This window comes from Acinetobacter sp. Tol 5, assembly GCF_019702905.1.
GTDB classification, from domain to species: domain Bacteria; phylum Pseudomonadota; class Gammaproteobacteria; order Pseudomonadales; family Moraxellaceae; genus Acinetobacter; species Acinetobacter bereziniae.
The window spans coordinates 214,404-234,165 of the sequence record NZ_AP024708.1; the positions used below are offsets into that span (position 1 = coordinate 214,404).

22 protein-coding genes are annotated in these 19,762 nt (G+C 38.6%); 14 read left to right on the forward strand and 8 right to left on the reverse strand.

All coding sequences use genetic code 11. The features are described from left to right. Positions 1–254: 254 nt before the first annotated feature. From TOL5_RS00965 to TOL5_RS00990, 6 genes are all read left to right on the forward strand, one after another. Entirely contained in the window at positions 255–797 is a 543-nt protein-coding gene (locus TOL5_RS00965) for a PadR family transcriptional regulator (protein WP_121774561.1), read from the forward strand. Positions 798–819: 22 nt separating this feature from the next. Next, entirely contained in the window at positions 820–1,215 is a 396-nt protein-coding gene (locus TOL5_RS00970; protein ID WP_004826112.1) for a Fur family transcriptional regulator, read from the forward strand. Positions 1,216–1,233: 18 nt separating this feature from the next. Next, positions 1,234–1,536 carry a DUF3861 domain-containing protein gene (locus tag TOL5_RS00975; RefSeq protein ID WP_004826114.1) on the forward strand — a complete coding sequence of 101 codons (303 nt, stop codon included), beginning with the start codon at positions 1,234–1,236 and terminating at the stop codon, positions 1,534–1,536. A gap of 52 nt (positions 1,537–1,588) precedes the next feature. After that, positions 1,589–1,852 carry a DUF2798 domain-containing protein gene (locus tag TOL5_RS00980; protein ID WP_162987682.1) on the forward strand — a complete coding sequence of 88 codons (264 nt, stop codon included), beginning with the start codon at positions 1,589–1,591 and terminating at the stop codon, positions 1,850–1,852. A 264-nt stretch (positions 1,853–2,116) separates the two neighbouring features. Further along, positions 2,117–3,064, forward strand: coding sequence for a pirin family protein (locus TOL5_RS00985; RefSeq protein ID WP_121774559.1), 948 nt, complete (start codon positions 2,117–2,119; stop codon positions 3,062–3,064). Between the two features lie 149 nt (positions 3,065–3,213). Next, complete coding sequence (locus tag TOL5_RS00990; protein ID WP_121774558.1) at positions 3,214–3,612, forward strand: OsmC family protein; 399 nt, start codon at positions 3,214–3,216, stop codon at positions 3,610–3,612. Positions 3,613–3,700: 88 nt separating this feature from the next. Here the strand turns inward: TOL5_RS00990 and TOL5_RS00995 are convergent, their stop codons facing one another. Then, positions 3,701–4,147 (reverse strand): surface-adhesin E family protein, encoded by a 447-nt coding sequence (locus TOL5_RS00995; RefSeq protein WP_121774557.1) that lies wholly within the window; start codon positions 4,145–4,147, stop codon positions 3,701–3,703. 149 nt (positions 4,148–4,296) lie between these two features. On the opposite strand from TOL5_RS00995, the gene TOL5_RS01000 reads away from it, so the two are divergent. Both TOL5_RS01000 and TOL5_RS01005 read left to right on the forward strand, forming a co-directional pair. Further along, positions 4,297–4,938 carry a glutathione S-transferase family protein gene (locus TOL5_RS01000; protein ID WP_009585462.1) on the forward strand — a complete coding sequence of 214 codons (642 nt, stop codon included), beginning with the start codon at positions 4,297–4,299 and terminating at the stop codon, positions 4,936–4,938. A gap of 28 nt (positions 4,939–4,966) precedes the next feature. Then, complete coding sequence (locus TOL5_RS01005; protein WP_121774556.1) at positions 4,967–5,578, forward strand: alpha/beta fold hydrolase; 612 nt, start codon at positions 4,967–4,969, stop codon at positions 5,576–5,578. Here the strand turns inward: TOL5_RS01005 and dinB are convergent. From dinB to mdtD, 4 genes are all read right to left on the reverse strand, one after another. Continuing rightward, entirely contained in the window at positions 5,570–6,625 is a 1,056-nt protein-coding gene (gene dinB, locus TOL5_RS01010; RefSeq protein ID WP_121774555.1) for a DNA polymerase IV, read from the reverse strand. The genes TOL5_RS01005 and dinB overlap by 9 nt on opposite strands. A gap of 117 nt (positions 6,626–6,742) precedes the next feature. Next, the gene (locus TOL5_RS01015; protein WP_009585484.1) at positions 6,743–7,486 is read right to left on the reverse strand and encodes a GH25 family lysozyme; all 744 of its coding nucleotides are present in this window, start codon (positions 7,484–7,486) and stop codon (positions 6,743–6,745) included. A gap of 13 nt (positions 7,487–7,499) precedes the next feature. Further along, complete coding sequence (locus TOL5_RS01020; RefSeq protein WP_121774554.1) at positions 7,500–8,468, reverse strand: hypothetical protein; 969 nt, start codon at positions 8,466–8,468, stop codon at positions 7,500–7,502. A 42-nt stretch (positions 8,469–8,510) separates the two neighbouring features. Beyond that, positions 8,511–9,902 (reverse strand): multidrug transporter subunit MdtD, encoded by a 1,392-nt coding sequence (gene mdtD, locus TOL5_RS01025; RefSeq protein WP_199934875.1) that lies wholly within the window; start codon positions 9,900–9,902, stop codon positions 8,511–8,513. 324 nt (positions 9,903–10,226) lie between these two features. Here mdtD and TOL5_RS01030 point away from each other — a divergent pair, with 324 nt between their 5' ends. Next, positions 10,227–12,059: a choice-of-anchor I family protein gene (locus TOL5_RS01030; RefSeq protein WP_199934876.1), complete on the forward strand. Its 1,833-nt coding sequence runs from the start codon at positions 10,227–10,229 to the stop codon at positions 12,057–12,059. Between the two features lie 123 nt (positions 12,060–12,182). On the opposite strand, the gene tenA is transcribed toward TOL5_RS01030, so the two are convergent. After that, positions 12,183–12,854, reverse strand: a complete 672-nt coding sequence (gene tenA / locus TOL5_RS01035; RefSeq protein WP_121774551.1) for a thiaminase II — start codon at positions 12,852–12,854, stop codon at positions 12,183–12,185. Between the two features lie 237 nt (positions 12,855–13,091). On the opposite strand from tenA, the gene TOL5_RS01040 reads away from it, so the two are divergent. The 3 genes from TOL5_RS01040 to ssb all read left to right on the forward strand — a co-directional run bounded on the left by TOL5_RS01040 (position 13,092) and on the right by ssb (position 16,314). Further along, on the forward strand, positions 13,092–14,174 hold the full coding sequence (locus TOL5_RS01040; RefSeq protein ID WP_171428649.1) for a DUF475 domain-containing protein: 1,083 nt from the start codon (positions 13,092–13,094) through the stop codon (positions 14,172–14,174). 139 nt (positions 14,175–14,313) lie between these two features. Next, positions 14,314–15,678 (forward strand): MFS transporter, encoded by a 1,365-nt coding sequence (locus TOL5_RS01045; protein ID WP_121774549.1) that lies wholly within the window; start codon positions 14,314–14,316, stop codon positions 15,676–15,678. 51 nt (positions 15,679–15,729) lie between these two features. Next, the gene (ssb, locus tag TOL5_RS01050) at positions 15,730–16,314 is read left to right on the forward strand and encodes a single-stranded DNA-binding protein (RefSeq protein WP_004826134.1); all 585 of its coding nucleotides are present in this window, start codon (positions 15,730–15,732) and stop codon (positions 16,312–16,314) included. Positions 16,315–16,461: 147 nt separating this feature from the next. Here the strand turns inward: ssb and TOL5_RS01055 are convergent, their stop codons facing one another. Continuing rightward, the gene (locus TOL5_RS01055) at positions 16,462–17,367 is read right to left on the reverse strand and encodes a DMT family transporter (RefSeq protein WP_121774548.1); all 906 of its coding nucleotides are present in this window, start codon (positions 17,365–17,367) and stop codon (positions 16,462–16,464) included. Positions 17,368–17,549: 182 nt separating this feature from the next. Here TOL5_RS01055 and TOL5_RS01060 point away from each other — a divergent pair, with 182 nt between their 5' ends. Then, the gene (locus TOL5_RS01060; RefSeq protein WP_121774547.1) at positions 17,550–18,425 is read left to right on the forward strand and encodes an AraC family transcriptional regulator; all 876 of its coding nucleotides are present in this window, start codon (positions 17,550–17,552) and stop codon (positions 18,423–18,425) included. A gap of 169 nt (positions 18,426–18,594) precedes the next feature. On the opposite strand, the gene TOL5_RS01065 is transcribed toward TOL5_RS01060, so the two are convergent. Continuing rightward, positions 18,595–18,930 (reverse strand): hypothetical protein, encoded by a 336-nt coding sequence (locus TOL5_RS01065; RefSeq protein ID WP_004826157.1) that lies wholly within the window; start codon positions 18,928–18,930, stop codon positions 18,595–18,597. A gap of 200 nt (positions 18,931–19,130) precedes the next feature. Here TOL5_RS01065 and ahpC point away from each other — a divergent pair, with 200 nt between their 5' ends. Further along, positions 19,131–19,694, forward strand: a complete 564-nt coding sequence (gene ahpC, locus TOL5_RS01070; protein WP_005035218.1) for an alkyl hydroperoxide reductase subunit C — start codon at positions 19,131–19,133, stop codon at positions 19,692–19,694. Positions 19,695–19,762: the final 68 nt, after the last annotated feature.

A 19,762-nucleotide genomic window follows, 5' to 3' on the forward strand; every position in this document is an offset into this window, starting at 1 on the left:
ACTATACGAATAAAAACAAGCCATGTGCTGATTCAATCGGCAAAGGGATTCAAATCTGCTGATATTTCTGAATTGATCATGTCCACTTTAAAAATTGAAAAGAATGTATTTTTCATATCTTAAGCAATATCTCCTTATAGAATTAATTTAATATAAATCAATTGATTATTATTTATCATAAATATTTTATTGTATTAAGATACATTAAGATATATCTTAATATGTATAAATTAATCAATTTGAGAAAAATAAAGATGAAATCAGCTCAGCATGATCATTCACAACATGACTTTGAACATCGTGGACATCATCCAGAAAAAGGCTATGCTGGACGTAGAGGTCGCTTATTTGAATCGGGAAAAATGAAGCTTTTGGTACTTCATTTGATTGAACAGCAAGCCAAACATGGTTATGAAATTATCAAGGACATTAGTGAACTGGTGGGTGGCGGCTATACACCCAGTTCAGGCACTATTTATCCCACACTGACCTATCTTGAAGAAATAGGCTTTGTTCGGGTAGAGAGTACGGCGGATGATCGCAAGCAATATCATCTTACTGACGCTGGAAAGTTACACTTAAAAGAGCAACATCAACACATTCAACATTTATTAGCGCGTTTAGAAACGCGTCGTGAAATTCATGAAAATGACCAATATCTGGATGTGCATCGCGCCATGGAAAATTTAAAAACGGCGTTGCGTTTAAAGCTCAAAGGTAAAGATTTTAATGCAGAACAGGTCAGACAAGTTGCTGAGATCATTGATCAAGCAGCTGTAAAGATTGGGCGTTTATAGCATGACATCCAAAAGGTGAGACATGAATATTGAAATCCAACAGAAATTACGTCACGCAAACTTAAAAATTACTCAGGCACGAGTGATTGTATTCAAAGCCTTATCAGATCAAAAAGCACAACTGACAGCTAAACAAATTTATCAGCAGTTATATCTGAACAATCAGCAGATTAGCTTATCCACCATCTATCGTGTAGTGAGTGACTTAGAAAGGGCGGGTTTGGTGAGTCAAAAATTGAATGGTAGAGATGAAGCACGCTATGCCTTGATTAACAAGTCCGAAGCTGAATTTCTCAACATTCATTGTGCTGATCTGAAACAGATCAATAAATCCTCTTTGATTGAATCACTGGAAAAGGTTTTCCAACAATTCAATATCGATATTTTAGAGATTGAATTTAACAACACATTACACTAGAAGGTTTAGAGAAAGAGTATGAAACAACATCAATACCACGTGAGCGTACAGCATCTTGCAGATGCCAAAGGTCAACCATCAAACTACAGTGAAAATATCGAATTTAATGTGGGAAACCACGACGATATTTTTGAAATTGTTGAACGTTTAAAAAAAGCTGAGTTTTTTGATGATGAGACAACAAAGGCATTTGCAGTAGGACTCAAATTGTTTTTAGAAGTGATGATTACCCATCGTGATCATATTTTATTTAAAGACTTTGAACCCGCAGTAAAACAATTTATGAAAAATTTAAAGCAAAATGTAAAGAAAGAGGCATGATGATTAAAACAGATACATTTAGAGTGTTGGTATAATACAAGCAAAATCTACAATGATCGTGGGTAAAATTCCCAAATTACCCGCAAAATATGCCAATTGGTTGATGCCATTTTTCCTTTCAGGATTAATGAGTGCCACTATTTCTATGATTAATTTATGGAAAAATGTGGGATGGTTTGATGCATTTTTTACAAAATGGTTCGATGTCTGGCTATTTTCATGGATGATTGCCTTTCCAACGGTATTGACATTTTTACCGATCGTCCGTCGATTTACTGGACTATTTGTAAACCTAACACCGCCGCCAACACCTTAAACAAAAAGTTCTGAAAATGGATGGTGTTGGATGGAGATTAGGTGTAGAGCATTTTAAGCGCAAGCCTATATCAGAAAATACAACATCATCAGTTGAGCATCACCATCCTCATAACAAAAACCACACTATTATTGTCCTATTCATAGTATTCAGCGTATTAAGATAGCTATAGGTTGATGGATATAAAACCGCTAGGCTAGATATATTGAAATGGCAGATGTTGAAAGAACATCCTGAGCTGATGAACAACTTTAGGATAACAAAATGACCAATACCAACTATACCGAGATTTCTAATTCTGACGATTGTGAAAAATACGTGAATCAATTTATTCAAGATTTTCCAATTCGCTCAGCAGAAATAGGCAGAGGCACCGTCATTAAACGTGCATTACCAAGTCGTCAGAAACGTATGATAGGAGCATGGTGCTTTTTAGATCACGCAGGACCAGTGACATTTCCTCAAGGAGATGGATTGGATGTTGGACCACATCCACATATCGGGCTACAGACTTTTACGTGGATGATTGAAGGCACAATGATGCATACAGACAGCATTGGCTCAAAACAATTGATTCGCCCAAAGCAAGTTAATTTGATGACGGCAGGTTACGGAATTTCTCATACAGAAGTTGCACCTGATACCGAAACCCGAATGCATGCGGCACAACTGTGGATCGCCTTGCCTGATGATAAAATCAATATGGCACCTCAATTTGACCATTATCCTGTATTGCCTGTGGTCGAAAAGGACAATATTGAATTCACTGTATTAGTTGGTGAATTTATGAATACCGTGTCTCCAGTCCAAGTTCATACAGAATTATTGGGCATTGATTTTTTTGCCAAAGAACAGACCAAAACCCGTATTCCGCTCAATCCTAAATTTGAGTATGGATTTATGGCTTTAGAGAGTGATGCAATCGTCAATGGTCATGATTTAAATAGTGACAATATGGTAGTGCTGGAACCAGGAATCTCCCAGATTGAAGTGGAACTTCCGAAAGGTTCTCGTTTGTTGTTGATTGGTGGAGAACCCTTTGAGTCACCTATTTTATTGTGGTGGAACCTTGTGGGGCGTACTCAAGAGGAACTGAAAACAGCGACAGAGCAATGGATCAATCAAGATGCCCGTTTTGGAACAATTCCTGATTATGATGGTCCACGTTTAGAAGCCCCAGCATTTCCAGATAAGATGCGACCATCGAAGTAATCGGTGCCATGATTGATTGCTGATCTTGAGACAAGAGCTTAAATTAAACAATTTGCGTTAAAGGCTCATCCCTTAGCGCAAATACTGAGCTTACAAAGTTCCATCTAAACGAAGGTTAAATAAAAATTTCAATATTATAGGAAAATAAAATGGCAATTATTGCAAATGCAAAAGTAAAAACTTATCCAGAACCATGGTCAGGTGAAGTGCTCAGTGGTAAGCACCAACTGATTACTGATAAACCTGAATCTTTTGGGGGGCAAGACAAAGGTTTAGCACCTTATGATTTTGTTTGTTCGGGGTTGATTTCCTGTACGATGATTACGTTACGGATGTATGCGCAACATAAAGGCTTTGATTTGGGCGAGTTTACAGTAGAAGCAGATTTTAATGTCAACAAAGAAGGTAAAGAATGGATTGAACGCCGTTTATCATTTGCCAATGCTTTATCAGAAGAATTGCATCAAAAGGTATTAGACATTTGCCAAAAAACACCCGTCACCAAAACCTTGTTACGTAGTGTAGAAATCAATACCTCGATTATTTGAGTGATATTGAAAAAACAATTTGATTTGGAAAAGACATTTTGTTGAGCAACAAAGTGTCTTTTTTTATCTGGTCAATATTGCTGATGACTTATTTACAACTGATGTTATAAATTTGTGTATAAAACTGAGCTTGATCTAAGGGCTTAAAATCTAAATCATCAAAAGAATAAAACGCAGCTCCAGTTTCGCCATCATGACTCAACGTAATGTCATCAAATTTTTTTACGAGTTTGCTGTTTGAGGTTTGTCCTGCAAAGTAATCAGCACCTCGAAGGGCGATGGTTTTCCCTTTACAGTCGACAATAAGTTGTTTAATCACAGATTGATAAGGCAGATCAGTGTTTCGTTTGATTGGCGTAGCATATTTTTCGTAGATCACCGCTTGTTTAAATGAATCACGAATCACTTTATTTGCCTTGCTGTCAATAAAGGCTTGACCTTGAGGCTCAATAGCTCCCAGCAAAATAAGTTTGGGATGATAAGAATATGCATTGGCGCATGCCAATAATAGAGTTAAACCGAGTAAATGCTTCATTTTTATTTTTCAGTATGGCTGATATTCAGACAGATTATAAACACAGTCATTCCAGAGCACACTTAAAAAAGTGTTAAAAATAGAGTAATTCAATTGTTGAAAAGCCAAGATCAATCTATAGTCAGAACACAATAATTGAGGCAATAAAAATGATTACATTACATCATCTGGATCAATCACGCTCGTTACGGATTATTTGGGCTTTGGAGGAGTTGGGGCTTGAATACCAAATTAAGCATTATAAGCGTTTGCCTACCTTAGCTGCACCGCCAGAGTTAAAAGCTGTTCATCCACTTGGAAAGTCTCCTGTGTTGACGGATGGTGATTTAACAATTGCTGAATCTGCGGTAATTTTAGACTATCTTCAAACGACCTATGATAGCAAAAATCAGTTTAAGCCTCAGAATCCTCAAGATCTCATGCAATATAACTATTGGATGCATTATGCAGAAGGTTCTTTAATGCCTTATTTGGTGATGACTTTGGTGATGACCAATATGCCGAAACATGTACCATTTTTGATTCGACCGATAGCAAAAAAAATCTCCGAAGGGGTACGTGGTGGTTTTATCAATCCACGTTTAAAAGAGCATTCTGCATTCTTGGAAGACTATTTTAGCCAGCATGATTATGCGGCAGGGGAGTTCTCTTTTGCTGATATTCAGATGAGCTTCCCTGTGATAGCAATGCAGCAACGTACTCAAAATAAGATGCCTCAAATTGCAGCTTATGCGGAACGCATTCAGCAGCGACCTGCTTATCAACGTGCTAAAGCAAAAAGCGGTGATTAATTGTTTGAGAGCTCAAAGTGAAGTCTAAATGAATTTGATCTTTTTACCGGGTGCATCTGGAAGTACTGAATTTTGGCAACCTGTGATGCAAAGCTTGTCGATGAATTATGCAAAAACCGTGATTGCCTATCCAAGCTTTGGGGGATGCCCAGATCATCCTCAAATTCATAGTTTTGAAGATCTACAAACTTATGTCCTCAATCAGATTGAACAACCATCGATATTGATTGCGCAGTCTATGGGAGGCATCTTTGCTGTCCAAGCAGCATTACAAAAACCAGAATGGGTTAAGGGACTGGTATTGGTTGCAACTTCAGGAGGAATCAATTTAGCTCCATTTCATGTGGCGGATTGGCGAGAAGACTATCGTCAAACTTTTGCTGTTCCAAGTTGGTTTATGGATCATCGATCTTATTTGGATGATGTATTAACCCAGATTTCTTGCCCTGTTCTATTAATCTGGGGTGATTCAGATCCAATCAGTCCAGTTAAAGTCGGTGAATATTTGCAGGACAAAATCAAAAATTCAATATTACATGTCATTCCACAAGGTGAGCATGATTTAGCCCATGTTTTTGCAGATCAAGTGACAGAATGGGTTGAAGATTTTCTTTCCGAACATGAATGTACTTTACCATAATGACAATTGTGACTCGTCTTGTAGATCTGTGAGTTGGTATAGACCCACGCCAATTAAACGGAATTGAAAATGCTCAGGAATCTGCATTTCATTCAATAAGATTTGAACCACTTGAGTCATTTCTTGTGGTGATTTAAGTGCAGTCTTAAAACTCTTACTGTGTTGTAGTACCTGAAAATTCTTTAATTTCAGTTTGACGGTCACACCTCGTGCTTGCATCTGTTTCTTTTCTAAACTGAGCCAAACCCTTGAGATTAAATTGTCCCAATAGATTGCACATTGTTCGAGATTAAAATCGTCATCAAATGTGGTTTCTTTTGAAATTTGCTGACGTTGCCGTTCTGCTTGTACAGGTCGATCATCTATGCCTTGAGCATATAAAAACAACTGTTTGCCATATTTACCGAAATGGTGAATTAAGATATTTTCTTCAATTTTTTGCAAGTCGCCCAATGTTTCTAAATTTAAACTTTTGAGTTTTTCTTGAGTAACTTTACCCACGCCAGGAATTTTTTTTAGGGCTAAATCTTGAATAAAATTTTGCACTTGGCTGGGTTTAATGATGCAAATCCCGTTGGGCTTGTTCCAATCTGAAGCGACTTTGGCAAGGAATTTATTTGGTGCAACGCCTGCGGATGCAGTAAGACCCGTTTGTTGGAAAATATCAGCACGAATTCGTTCAGCGACTTCTGTGGCACTGGGAATATTGAGTAAGTTTTCAGTCACATCAAGATAAGCTTCATCTAAAGACAAAGGTTCAATGAGTGATGTATATTTTTGAAAAATTTCATGAATTTGACGAGAAACATCACGATATTTTTCAAAATTAGGTTCAATCACATAGACTTGTGGGCAACGTTTTTTCGCTTGTGACATCGACATGGCAGAGCGTAAGCCGAACTCACGGGCAGGGTAAGATGCCGCAGCAATCACCGCCCGAGGGTGATGTGAAGAAATCACCACAGGTAAATGCCTTAATTCAGGACGTTCAAGTAGTTCCACAGATGCATAGAATGCATCCATATCGATATGGATGATTTTTCTCATGAATGACACAGTGTTACAGCGCTGTGTGTTTATTCTAACCGATCTTGATTTGTTGTAAGTGGTGAATTTGGTGTTTGGTAGCGAATCTGCGACAGTCTGTGTCGAGATGATGGTTGGCTAATTTAACTTATTCTGTTGTAAAAACTGTTTCCACTGTTCAGCATCTCCATAAAAAACATTTAAATCAACATTTTTAGCAATGCCTTGAATTGTTCCCTGATTGGTATTTTGCCAAAAAGTCCATTCACGACCATCTTTTAAATCAGGCTTATCTTTATACTCACGAATCCAAATCGGTGTGTCCTTAAATTCGCCTGTAAGAACCATGTTATAAAATACTTTGGACGTGTAAAAAATGGGTTGTTTAGCATAATGTTGATGCAACTGATCATGTATGATTTTGATTTGTTTCAGTAATTGCTCTTTGGTGTAAGTGTTGATACAGGCACTGTCATATTCCAAATCGATGACAGGGGGCAAGGCATTACTTTTGTTGGGTACTGTTTTGATAAAGTTTTGTGCTTGAATTGCGCCGTCTCGACACAAACGGAAAAAGTGATATGCACCTACACGCATACCACGTTCACGTGCTTCTAACCAGTAATCCTGAAATTTATCATCTTGATAATCTCCGCCTTCAGTGGCTTTGAGATAAACAAATTGATACTGCTGAGGAGAGATTTTTTTCCAATCGATCTCACCTTGATGATGTGATACATCGAAACCACGAATAACATAATCTTGAGCACCAGCATTTTGTGGATAAAACACAGCCAAGTAACTGGCGATACCCAATAAACTGATACATCCGATACTGGTGAAGATAGAACGATATTTAGGTTGGTGTTTCACAAAAATCATCCTGTTGCCAATGTTATGCAATTTCTAGATTAATCGTCGCGTTGCAGTATTGATCATGTGTTGATTGTACGCGTTTCGCTTTAGGGTGCGTCATTTGACTACCCAATTGTTCAATAAATTTACATGACGCATATTTTTTGGCACGTGCTTGATATTCAGTAATCCATCTGTCTCGGTCAAGCATACGGTTTTCTTGAACTGGCCAAACCCCTAAACGTAAGGCATCTATACCAATTCTCCACGGTTTCGGACTAATCCTTGCTCGGAAACAGTTTTGGTTCTTACACATACGCACATAGTTTGGATCGGCTTGTAGTGCAATAAAAAACTGTTGAGTTTCTTCACTGCGAGGTTCAAAGAGCTCATGCATGACCAAGACCCGATAGCCTTTTGGGGTTTGATAGACACGTAAATGCCAAGTTGGATGTTGCATAGAAAATTGACGAATGGATTTTAAGGCTTGTTGCTCAGGTGAACCCTTCCATTTATTTTGAATACTCAACAATATTTCGGCAGTTTGTTTGCTGAGTACAATGGAAAAAAACACGCCGAATAGCAACACCCACCATGTTTTAAGTAATACAGTACAGACGATACTGATGAAAAAGAGCAATATAAAACTTAAAAAATACAGTCGACTATTCGGCGCATAATTAAAATCAATGTCTGCAAATAAAACATCGGGCGTATTGAGACAGAGTGCACCATAAGAATTACGTGTGATCACCACATCATCGTGTTGTTGAATAATTTCTTCACGAATGGGCAAACCTTCACTGCCATTATAAGGAATTTTATGGTCAAGTTTGCGAATGTTCTGTCCTGATCTAAGTTGCTCAAGTGCCTCTTTAACACGTGTTTCTGCATGTATTAGTGCATCATGCATACTCAAATCTGACCAACCAAATCGTTTGATGGTGACTTGGCGTTTTTCGTACTGTGTTGTTATTTTTGCTTCCGCCCAATATCTTGGAATGATCATATGATGTGTCCTTATTCTTTATTCAGTTTTATTTTGAACAGTTTAATCTCGGGTATCTTTTGGGATCTGAAAGAAAATTAAAGCAGTGATGATATTGATAGCACCTAAGCAGATCAGTGTATAGTGAAAAGCTTGAGTAATATGTGTCTCTGTAAAATAGACGGTAAAAGTATTCAACAATGTGCCTGCTAAGGCAATACCAATACTCATTGAAAGCATCATAATCATCGACAAGAAACTGTTACCACTACTGGCATCTTGTTGAGTTAAATCTTTCAGCGTCAACGTATTCATGGTCACAAACTGCAATGAATTGAGTACACCAAAAATAAAGAAGTGTAGAGTGCGCAGCCAAAGTGGCGTATCGACGGTATGCAAGGCAAAGCTGGCAATACATGCACCAATCAACAGGGTATTGACCAATAAAAATGGACGATAGCCTGTGCGTTGTAAAATAGGGCGGATGATGGGTTTGGAAAATAATGAGCCTAATACAATTGGCGTCATCATGATTCCTGTCATCAAAGGCTCCATTTTAAAAGCCACTTGTAACATGAGCGGTAAAATGAAAGGCACTGCGTTGCCACCAAAACGAGCAAAGAAATTTCCCAATACACCGATGGCATAAATTTTATTTTTAAATAAACGGCTACGAAATAGTGCATTCTGATGCGTATGGGCATGATAAGCATAAATACATGCTGAAATGATGCCGATAGAAAGTAAGCCGATACTGAGGTTTCGAGAGATTTCTTTACTGGCAATATTTTCAATACCGAGAGCCATACCCACCATCGCGATGGCTAAAAGAACAAAACCGCTGAAATCGAAAGATTTCACTGAAGCGTCTTTGACATTGGGCATGGCTTTAAAGGTGACAAATGTCCCTAAGATTCCGATCGGTAAATTGATCAAAAAAATCCAATGCCACGAGGCATATTCAACCAGCCACCCTCCTAAAACAGGACCCATCAATGGTCCGAGTAGCCCTGCCAAACTCATCAGACTCATTGCTGAAAGAAATTGTTCACGAGGAATAATTTTTAACATGGCTAAACGACCTACTGGAACCAGTAGTGCACCACCTATGCCTTGAATGACTCGGAATGCGATCAGCAAATTAAAATTGTTGGATAGCGCACAACCCAAAGAGGCACTGGTAAAAATCACAATTGCGATAAAAAAAGTATTCCGTACTCCAAAGCGATCAGCCAACCAGCCACTCAAAGGAATACAGGCGGCAACAGCCAATACATAGCTGATGACAATACCATGCATTTTTAATGGATTTTCTTGCAAACTTTCCGCCATTGCAGGCAAGGCTGTATTGATAATGGTGGTATCCAAGCCTTGCATGAAAAAGCCGATCGAAACTAAAAAAACCAATAAATAAAATTTAGACTGTAATTTGCTGTGCGATGGCGTTGCAGTCATAGAACTGAAATAAGTCAATTTTGTGAATAGTTTAAAACAATGCTCAGCTTAAATCTGTATGAAATCGTTGTTGAACCAGCGAGATAAATGAGCTTTGGTACATGAGTCAAAAAATGAGGCATTGTACAGTTGATCTGAATGCACTGATTTCTGTGCAAAGTTAAAATGTGATCACTGAGTAAGCTTCCCCGCATTTAGAATGCTTTTGCCAAAGATACTGTGTCAAAGGTCAAGAAACTGCAATAAAAGTGTAATGTGTTGGTCATGAAATTTACACCCCTAATCCTTATAGTGGTGAAAATTTAAACTACAACGGATTGGCGCATGAACTTAAAGATTTCTGCATTGTGTTTAGCAATGCTTTCTGTGGGACTGGTGGCATGTAATGATGACAATGATCAATCAACACCACCAGTGGTTGAGGAAGCAACACCTGAAAGTATTAGCCTAAGTCTATTAGGTCGTTATGAGACAGGTGTTTTTGCTGAAAGCGCAGCAGAAATTCCTGCTTATGATGCAAGCACCAAACGAGTATTTGTGGTCAACGCCAAAAAAGGTTTGGTCGATGTACTTGATGTGTCTAAGCCAGATGCACCTGTGCATATTGGCGAGCTCTCTGCACGTGAAGCCTTGGCAGAGTCAGAAGTAAATTCTGTGGCGATCAAAAATGGTATTGTTGCGCTTGCCGTTCAAGCCAAGCAAAAAACTGACAAAGGGATGGTGGCATTTTTTGATGCTAAGGATTTAAAACTCATCAGTAAAGTTGAAGTGGGTGCTTTACCAGATATGCTGACTTTTACCCCAGATGGTAAAACAGTTTTGGTTGCCAATGAGGCTGAACCTAATGATGATTATAGTATTGATCCTGAAGGCTCAATCAGCATTATTGATATCACGAATATTCGTCAGCCAACCGCAACTGTTGCAGACTTCAAAGTATTTAATGATAAAAAAGCAGAGTTGATTAAATCAGGTGTACGAATTTTTGGTCCAAAAGCGACAGTCGCTCAAGACTTAGAACCTGAATACATCGCAGTTAGCCAAGATGGAAAAACTGCTTGGGCAAGCTTACAAGAAAATAATGCCATTGCAAAAATTGATATTGTCGCAAAAAAAGTGACTGATATTTTACCATTGGGCTATAAAGATCATGGTCTGGCAAATAATGCTTTAGATGTCAGTGATAAAGATAAAAAAATTAATATTCAAGCTTGGCCAGGTTTGAAGGGAATGTATCAGCCTGATTCAATTGCCCACTATCAAGCCAATGGTACCAGTTACTTAGTGACCGCAAATGAGGGTGACTCACGTGAATGGTTAAATGACACAACTGCATATTATGCTGGAGACCAAAGTAAAGGTTTTGCAGAAGCAATTCGAATGAAGCATTTATTCAATGTCAAAGGTTTTAATAATAAAGGGGATTATCCTGCTCATTTGACTCATCTTGTTGCTGGGGTAAAAGGAGCCAAATTGGATGCTACAGTCTTTGCATATTGTGGAGCAACAGCAACTGGTCCAGGTTTATGCCGTGAGGACGACCAATTGGGGCGTTTAAATATTGCATGGAATATGGGGTATGAAACCAATACCGATGGTTCTCCGAAACTAGATGCCAACGGATTATTGACCTATAACAAACTGTATAGCTATGGCGCACGCTCATTTAGTATCTGGGACACACAAGGTAAATTGGTTTGGGACTCAGGCAGTGAGTTTGAACGTAAAGTTGCTGAGTTATTTCCAAATTACTTTAACAGTGATCATGAAGCGGCAGCTTTTGATGACCGTAGTGATAATAAAGGACCTGAACCCGAAGGTTTGGCTTTAGGGACGATTGGTAAGAAAACCTTTGCCTTTATTGGCTTAGAGCGTCAAAGTGGGATTATGGTTTATGATATTAGTAATCCTCAAAAACCTGTTTTTGTGCAGTATTTTAACAACCGCACTTTTAAACAAGATCAGGTTTATAAAGATGCAAATGGTCAGCCAATTTTAGACAAAGAAGGTAAACAGATTCTCATTGAGAAAAGTGACTTAGGACCTGAAGGACTGACGTTTGTTTCTGCGAAAGATTCACCAAACGCTAAACCAATGTTGATTGTGGGTAACGAGGTGAGCGGTAGTACAGCAATTTATCAGATTAATTTAAAGTAGAGTTTTAAATTAATCCCTTCGTTTTAAAGAGTGCTTTGGCACTCTTTTTTATTAGATTTTCAACACCCACTGTCCCTAAACTTAATATGTATAAGGGAGAGTGGGAAGCATTATATCTATAAATTATTGATCTAAGCCTAACCATTGTCTTTGATGATAAGCACCATCCCAAAATAACCATTCTAACTCAGCACCTCTGGTATAGGCCTTATGCATTTTCTCAAGTGTTGCGGCATCACAATGTTCAGCAATACGGTCAATAGTTGCTAAAACATTTTTAACCGCTTCATTAAACTCTTCACCAGAATAAGTATCAATCCATGCTTGATAAGGATTGTTGGCGACAGATTTGTTGACAATATCTTTACCGACTTCAGCATAAATCCAGAAACAAGGCAGTAATGATGCCAATACAACAGGGTAGCTTTCTGACCACGCTGTCGCTGTTAAGAAAGAGGTATAGTGATGGCAAGCAAGCGTTAGTGGTGTGTTTTCAAAATCAGCTTTGCTAATGCCGAAGTTTTGCATAAATCCATCATGCAAACTGCGTTCAACCACAATGGCTTCTTTCGCACCTTGTGTAAATTGAATGATATCGTCAGCATCAAAGGCTTTTGCACCACAGATAGCCAATGCACGTCCATAAGCCACTAAATAATGGGCATCTTGGATCACATAATGACAAAAAACGTCTTTGCTTAATGTGCCTGTAGCAAGTTCTTGATTAAATGGTAAAGCTAATGTTTTGTTATATAAGGCAAGATTACGTTGCCAAAGCTGTTGAGAAAAACTCATGTTATTTTCCTATGCGATCATTCAAGCAATTAAAGTCATTTTGAACTGGCAAGACTATAACAACTCTAGGTTGGTTTAGGTATTTGAATGCAGAAAATTCAACTGAGTTTGCATAAAAATATGACAAAGAACTTTTGGAGAAACCTAAAAAAGTCGTCATAATGTGCGCATTAAAAACCCAATTTTTATTTCAGTGTTCTGATTAAAAAACTATTCTCCGTAGGTCGTATTCTCATGATGAAACATTTTGGTTTCTCAATTTTTTTTACGGTTGTGTGTTTGGCTATATCTGCATATTGGGGCTTTACCCATGGTCCCAATGCAGGTGTCCAAGCCATGCTGTCTGCACTGACGATTACAGCGATTTTGGCTGTGATGGAAGTGTCTTTGTCTTTTGACAATGCTGTGGTCAATGCCTCTGTATTACGCAATTGGGATCATTTTTGGAAAATGATCTTTTTAACGGTTGGGATCTTGATTGCCGTATTTGGTATGCGACTGGTTTTTCCTGTTGTGATCGTTGCAGTGACCGCAGATATGGGCATGGTTGAAGTTGTGAAAATGGCTTTAAATGATCCAATCCAATATTCAGCAAAATTATTAGCGCATCATGCAGAAATTGCTGCTTTTGGTGGAGCATTCTTATTGTTGGTTTTCTTAAACTTCTTCTTGGATGAAGGTAAAGACACTCACTGGTTTAAGTGGCTTGAAAAGCGTTTAGCAAATTTAGCCAATGTGCCTGCGATGTCGGTTTTCCTTGCACTCATTGCTTTGTTGGTGATGGCAGCTAATGTTGAAGAGGCAAAACGTCTTGTAGTGACCATGGCAGGTATTTGGGGTATTGTCATTTATATTGGTGTACAAGTGCTGAGTCATTTATTGGGTGGTGAACCTGAAGTTGATGAAGAGGGCAATGCCGTAGGACACGATGCCAATGGTGCTCCAACAGGCGTCATCAAAGCAGGTATCGGTGGTTTTATTTATTTAGAAGTCCTTGATGCCTCCTTCAGTTTTGATGGTGTGATTGGTGCTTTTGCAATTACCTCTGATGTGGTCATCATCATGTTGGGCTTGGCCATCGGTGCAATGTTCGTTCGATCAATGACGATTTATCTTGTTGATAAAGGTACGCTGGATGCTTATGTCTACCTTGAGCATGGTGCACATTATGCGATTGGTGCTTTAGCTTTTATTATGATTGCAAGCGGCACTGGACTCCATGTACCTGAAGTGGTGACAGGATTAATTGGTGTTGCCTTTATTGTCTGGGCTGTGATTGCATCAATCCAATATAACAAGCGAATTGAACAACAAGATTAATCCTTTTTTAATAAAAGAGATTACAATGGGAGAGCACTTTGAAAGTGCTCTTTTTTATGCGCAATGTTTCCACAAAGTTGCCACAATATGCGATGATGTGTTTGAAAATTAGCTCGCCAGTTTTGATAAGCCAGTAGATATGATGAATCCTTTAGAACGCCGCTCGACCTTTGCATTAAGTAGTATTTTTGCTTTACGCATGCTGGGGCTGTTCATGATTATCCCTGTGTTTTCCGTGGTGGGGCAGTCTTATCAATATGCGACACCAGCCTTGATTGGTTTGGCAGTGGGTGTCTATGGTTTAAGTCAGGCAATTCTGCAAATTCCTTTCAGTTTATGGGCAGACCGTTTCAGTCGAAAACCATTGATTGTATTTGGGTTACTGTTATTTGCTTTAGGTGGTGCAATTGCAGCCATGTCTGAAAGCATTTATGGTGTGATCCTTGGACGAGCGATTGCAGGGGCTGGCGCTGTATCAGCGGTTGTCATGGCATTGCTTGCAGATGTGACTCGTGAAGAAAACCGCACCAAAGCCATGGCTGTGATGGGTATGAGTATCGGCTTATCTTTTGTAGTCGCGTTTAGCCTTGGACCTTGGCTAACCAGTTTAGTCGGTATTTCAGGACTTTTTTGGGTCACGACCGTGATGGGGTTGTTGGCAATTTCAATGTTGTTTTTGGTGCCAAAAACTACTCGTCATCATAAGAACTTTAAACAAGGCTATCTCAATCAGCTCAAACAAGTGTTAAAAATGGGTGATCTGAATCGTTTGCATGTTTCAGTCTTCGCGTTGCATTTATTGCTCACTGCCATGTTTATTTATGTGCCTTCACAGTTGATTAACTTTGCAGGTATTCCTTTAGCCAAACATGGCATTGTGTATTTACCACTGTTGGTGATTAGCTTATTTTTTGCTTTTCCAAGCATTATTCTTGCTGAAAAATATCGCAAGATGCGCAGTATTTTTCTGACAGCGATTGCAGGCATTATTGCTGGTCTGGTTATTCTTATATTTGGTTATGAATCCAAATATGTTTTATTGCTCGGTCTGGGCTTATTCTTTATTGCTTTTAATGTGATGGAAGCCTTATTACCTTCATGGTTGTCCAAAGCTGCACCGATTCAGTCCAAAGCAACGGCAATGGGTGTCAACGCAAGTGCTCAATTTTTAGGTGCTTTTTTTGGTGGTACACTCGGTGGGCAATTAATTTTGCTCAATAATACAACAATGGGTTGGAGTGTTTTAGCAGCTATTGCTATACTTTGGTTGCTCATTAGTTTTGGGCTGGCTCAACCACGATATTTGACATCAATCGTTTTGCGATTACCTGAGGATAAACAAACCGATAATTGGACTTCTCAGTTATTGTCAATTCGTGGTATTGAAGAGGTCGTGGTGATGTCTGACCAGCAAGTGGCGTATATAAAGGTTGATAAACAGCAGATTGATGATGCTGCGCGACAACATTTAACGCAGTTGTTTGGGAAAGAGGTAGCCATTTAAACATAACTCTTATAAAGTAAAACATAGAATCGAATAGGAAGATAACATCTAATGCGTGGTGTAAATAAAGTTATTTTAGTTGGTACTTTGGGTCGTGATCCTGAGACGAAAACATTCCCAAATGGGGGGTCTCTCACTCAATTTTCAATAGCGACCAGTGAATCTTGGACAGATAAAAATTCCGGAGAAAGAAAAGAACAAACGGAATGGCATCGTATTGTGTTGCATAACCGCTTAGGTGAAATTGCACAGCAATATTTACGTAAAGGCTCGAAAGTTTATATTGAGGGTTCTTTACGTACACGTCAGTGGACAGATCAAAATGGTCAAGAACGCTACACAACGGAAATCCGTGGTGAGCAAATGCAGATGTTGGATAACAACCGTCAGCAAGGTGAAGCAGGTGAAAACGGGGGCTATAACCAACCACGTTTCAATAACAATCAACAAGGTGGTTTTAATAACAACCAAGGTGGTGGTTATAATCAAGGCAACCAAGGTGGCTATGGTAATGCAGCTCCACAAGGTGGTTATGGCAATGGTGGAAACAATGTTAATCAGGGTTTCCAGTCGCCTAAACCACAACAAGCGCCTGCAACTGCTCCAGCAGATTTAGATGATGATCTGCCGTTCTAGATCAAATATCTCAATTATTTATTTGAAGTTGATTTAATTTAAATTTATTTAAACTCAAATACTTAATGCAACAAATAGCCTCTGTTATTTTGTAAATAAGAGAGGCTATTTTTATTTCATGCAGAGCGTAAGCTATCGTTTTTTCACTTAGCTTCGGTTGAGCATGCGAGGGAGTCTAAAATTTGGCAATTTAATAAAGAAAATTGCATTACCAGATAAAATTAAAATTACTCCGATCACAGCATTGATATGCCATTGATACCCTTCCCAAAAGGTTGAAATCAGCAAAGCGACCAATGGAAATAACAAGGTACTATACGCCGCTTTAGCTGCACCAATCCGCCCAACTAAATAGAAATAAGCAGTAAAGCCAATCACTGAGCCAAAAATAGCCAAATATAATAAAGCACTCACTGCACTGAATTGCATATTTGGGAAAAACTCATCCTGCTTGATCAACGCGATCAGTGCCATTAAGATTGAACCGTACAACATGCCATAAGCATTGGTGGTAAAAATATCCAACCCCTTTTTTTGATGGCGTGCACTGATCATATTCCCCAGAGAAAAGCCGTAGGTTCCCAATATACACAGACCTATTCCTATCAGCGTATATTGATTTAAACTATTTCCCACGACATCATGCCAAAACAAGGCAATAATACCTAAACCACCGAGTAAAGCCGCAGGATAAAAATATTTAGAAACCTGTTGTTTAAAGAAAATCTTGGCATTCAGAGTGTTAAAAATCACTGCCATCGAAAAAATGACAGCTTCCAAACCACTACTGATATATTGAACTGCATAATAAAAGCAAACAAAGTTAAAACCAAAAATACAGCAAGCTTGCAGCATACAAAATAAATGGTCGTTTAAAGCTAACTTTTGCTTTTTTCGGCACAACATAATCAATGCAAATAAGAACATTGCTGAAATAAAGAAGCGCCAAAACACCGCCACATTGACCGATATACCACTTTGTTGTTGCAGAGTAATTGCAATCCAAGTCGTTCCCCAAATCACCACGACCAATACATATAAGAGTGCATTCATATTCTTTCAACCAAACTAAACGATCAGCACTATTGTGCTTGATTTAAGCGACCTATTTCTTGCACCTGCTTGTGGTGGCTATCATAAGCTTGTGGTTTTTTTCTACTCACATTTTTATATCAATGATAAAATAAACTTAAAGTCTTACACTCAATATTCAAATTTGGTACTGCGTATAGAAGATGAAATATCAGATTTTCGATCAATTGCAACAGCACAAAGCTCAACTGCTGGATTCGGTCGAGTTGGGTTCTGGTATGCAATTAGCCATGTGGCAAAATAACCAAGATCGTGTAAGTGTATGCAGTAACCACCATACCCTGAGTATGTATGTTCAAGGTGGGTATCACAGTTATCAAAAGACGGCACAAGGTTGGCACAATGGTGGTGGACCTGACCATATGTGCTTAATGCCTCAAGATTTTGAGTCAACTTGGGATCTACGAGATCCGCTCACTTTTGCGCATCTTTACTATACCAAGCAACACTTACAACGTGTAGCAGAACAAGTGTGGGATCGTGAGCCGAGTCAAATTATATTAGATCCGCAAATTTTTGTTGCTGATCCACAGATTGCCATGATCTATCGTCATTTTTTATTAAATACGACTTGGCAGCACAGTGAAAATCACTTGCAAATGAGTACAGCCACGACACTACTGCTCAATCATCTGATAAAAAATTATAGTGCAGCTCAGTGGCAGGCGCCGGAGATTAAAGGGGGCTTGTCGCCTTATACACTCAAACACGTATTGGAATGGATTGATCAGCATATTCAGCAAAGCTTAACCTTATCTGATTTGGCTCAACAAGCTCAACTGAGCGAATATCATTTTGCACATATGTTTAAGCAATCCATGCAGATCCCACCACATCAATATGTGATGCAACGTCGTCTGGAATTGGCTCATCAAGCTTTACAACAAACCAAAGCGAGTATGATGGACATTTCAGAACAATACGGATTCAGCTCAAGTAGTCATTTTAGCAATCGTTTTAAAAAGCAATTTGGGTATTCTCCATCTCAAATGAGAAAAGCTGAAAAAAGTCGTTATTAATATGATCGAGGCTTTGAAATAGAAGCTTTGGGTAATTTACTTATTTTGTAGTTTTCAATCATCACGGGTTTTCTATTCTGAGGCGTTACGGATATTACAACAAGGTCGAATGATCAACCTTGTTGTATGGGATGACACTAAAACTAAAAGGCAGTATTTTGAAAGCGGCTTAGAAAATACGTGAGCTGTGCATATAGTGATTGCTCACTTGATTATAGCTTTGCATGATCTGTTGGCTATTATTACTGCTCAGTGCTGAATTAAATTGATGCATATAATCGAGTAATTGTGATTTTGCTTTGGTTGCAAACTCAGCAGTGATGGCTTGATCTTCATAGAGTAAAACATAGTTTTTGGCAAAGCCATAAATGATAAACAATGCTGTTTTCTCAAAGTCTGATTCGCAATCAAGAATTTGATCTTCACAGTTTATTTTCAGTTGTTTAAAGGCATCTGTACCAAAAGGAAGGTTTTGGAATTGCTCCAAAATAGCTGAGAACGTCATTTTTTAAAGTCCACGCAAAAAGAAAATCTACAGATTAATTCTTGCGAGGTCAAGCCACTTTGCAAGAATAACATGAAAAGCCTTTTTAATTCATAAAACCGATTTATTTTATTAAAAACTACAGTTTTACCGATTTAAATATTTTTCGTATAGTGGCTTCACAGATAAGCAATCCCTGAAACGAATTGAAGGAAGACCACATGAGTTTAATCAATACTGAAGTTAAAGCATTCAACGCAACAGCATATAAAAACGGTGAATTTATTGAAGTGTCTGAAAAAGATTTCTTTGGTAAATGGTCAGTTGTATTTTTCTATCCTGCAGATTTTACCTTTGTTTGTCCGACAGAGTTAGGTGATCTCGCCGATAATTATGCAGAATTCCAGAAAATGGGTGTCGAAATTTATTCAGTCTCTACAGATACTCACTTTACCCATAAAGCTTGGCATGACAATTCAGACGAAATCAAAAAGATTCAATATCCAATGATTGGTGATCCAACTTGGGCATTGGCAAAAAACTTTGAAGTGCTGATTGAAGCTGAAGGTCTTGCAGACCGTGGGACATTTGTCATTGATCCTGAAGGTAAGATTCAAATCGTAGAAATCAATGCCGGCGGTATTGGTCGTGATGCACAAGAGCTATTGCGTAAGGTCAAAGCTGCACAATATGTCCATACTCACCCAGGTGAAGTTTGCCCAGCAAAATGGAAAGAAGGTGATGCGACACTTGCGCCATCAATTGACCTGATTGGTAAAATCTAATTGTTCAATGATTTTGAGTCTCAAAAAACCAGAAGTGCTACTTCTGGTTTTTTATTTTTAATGAGTTT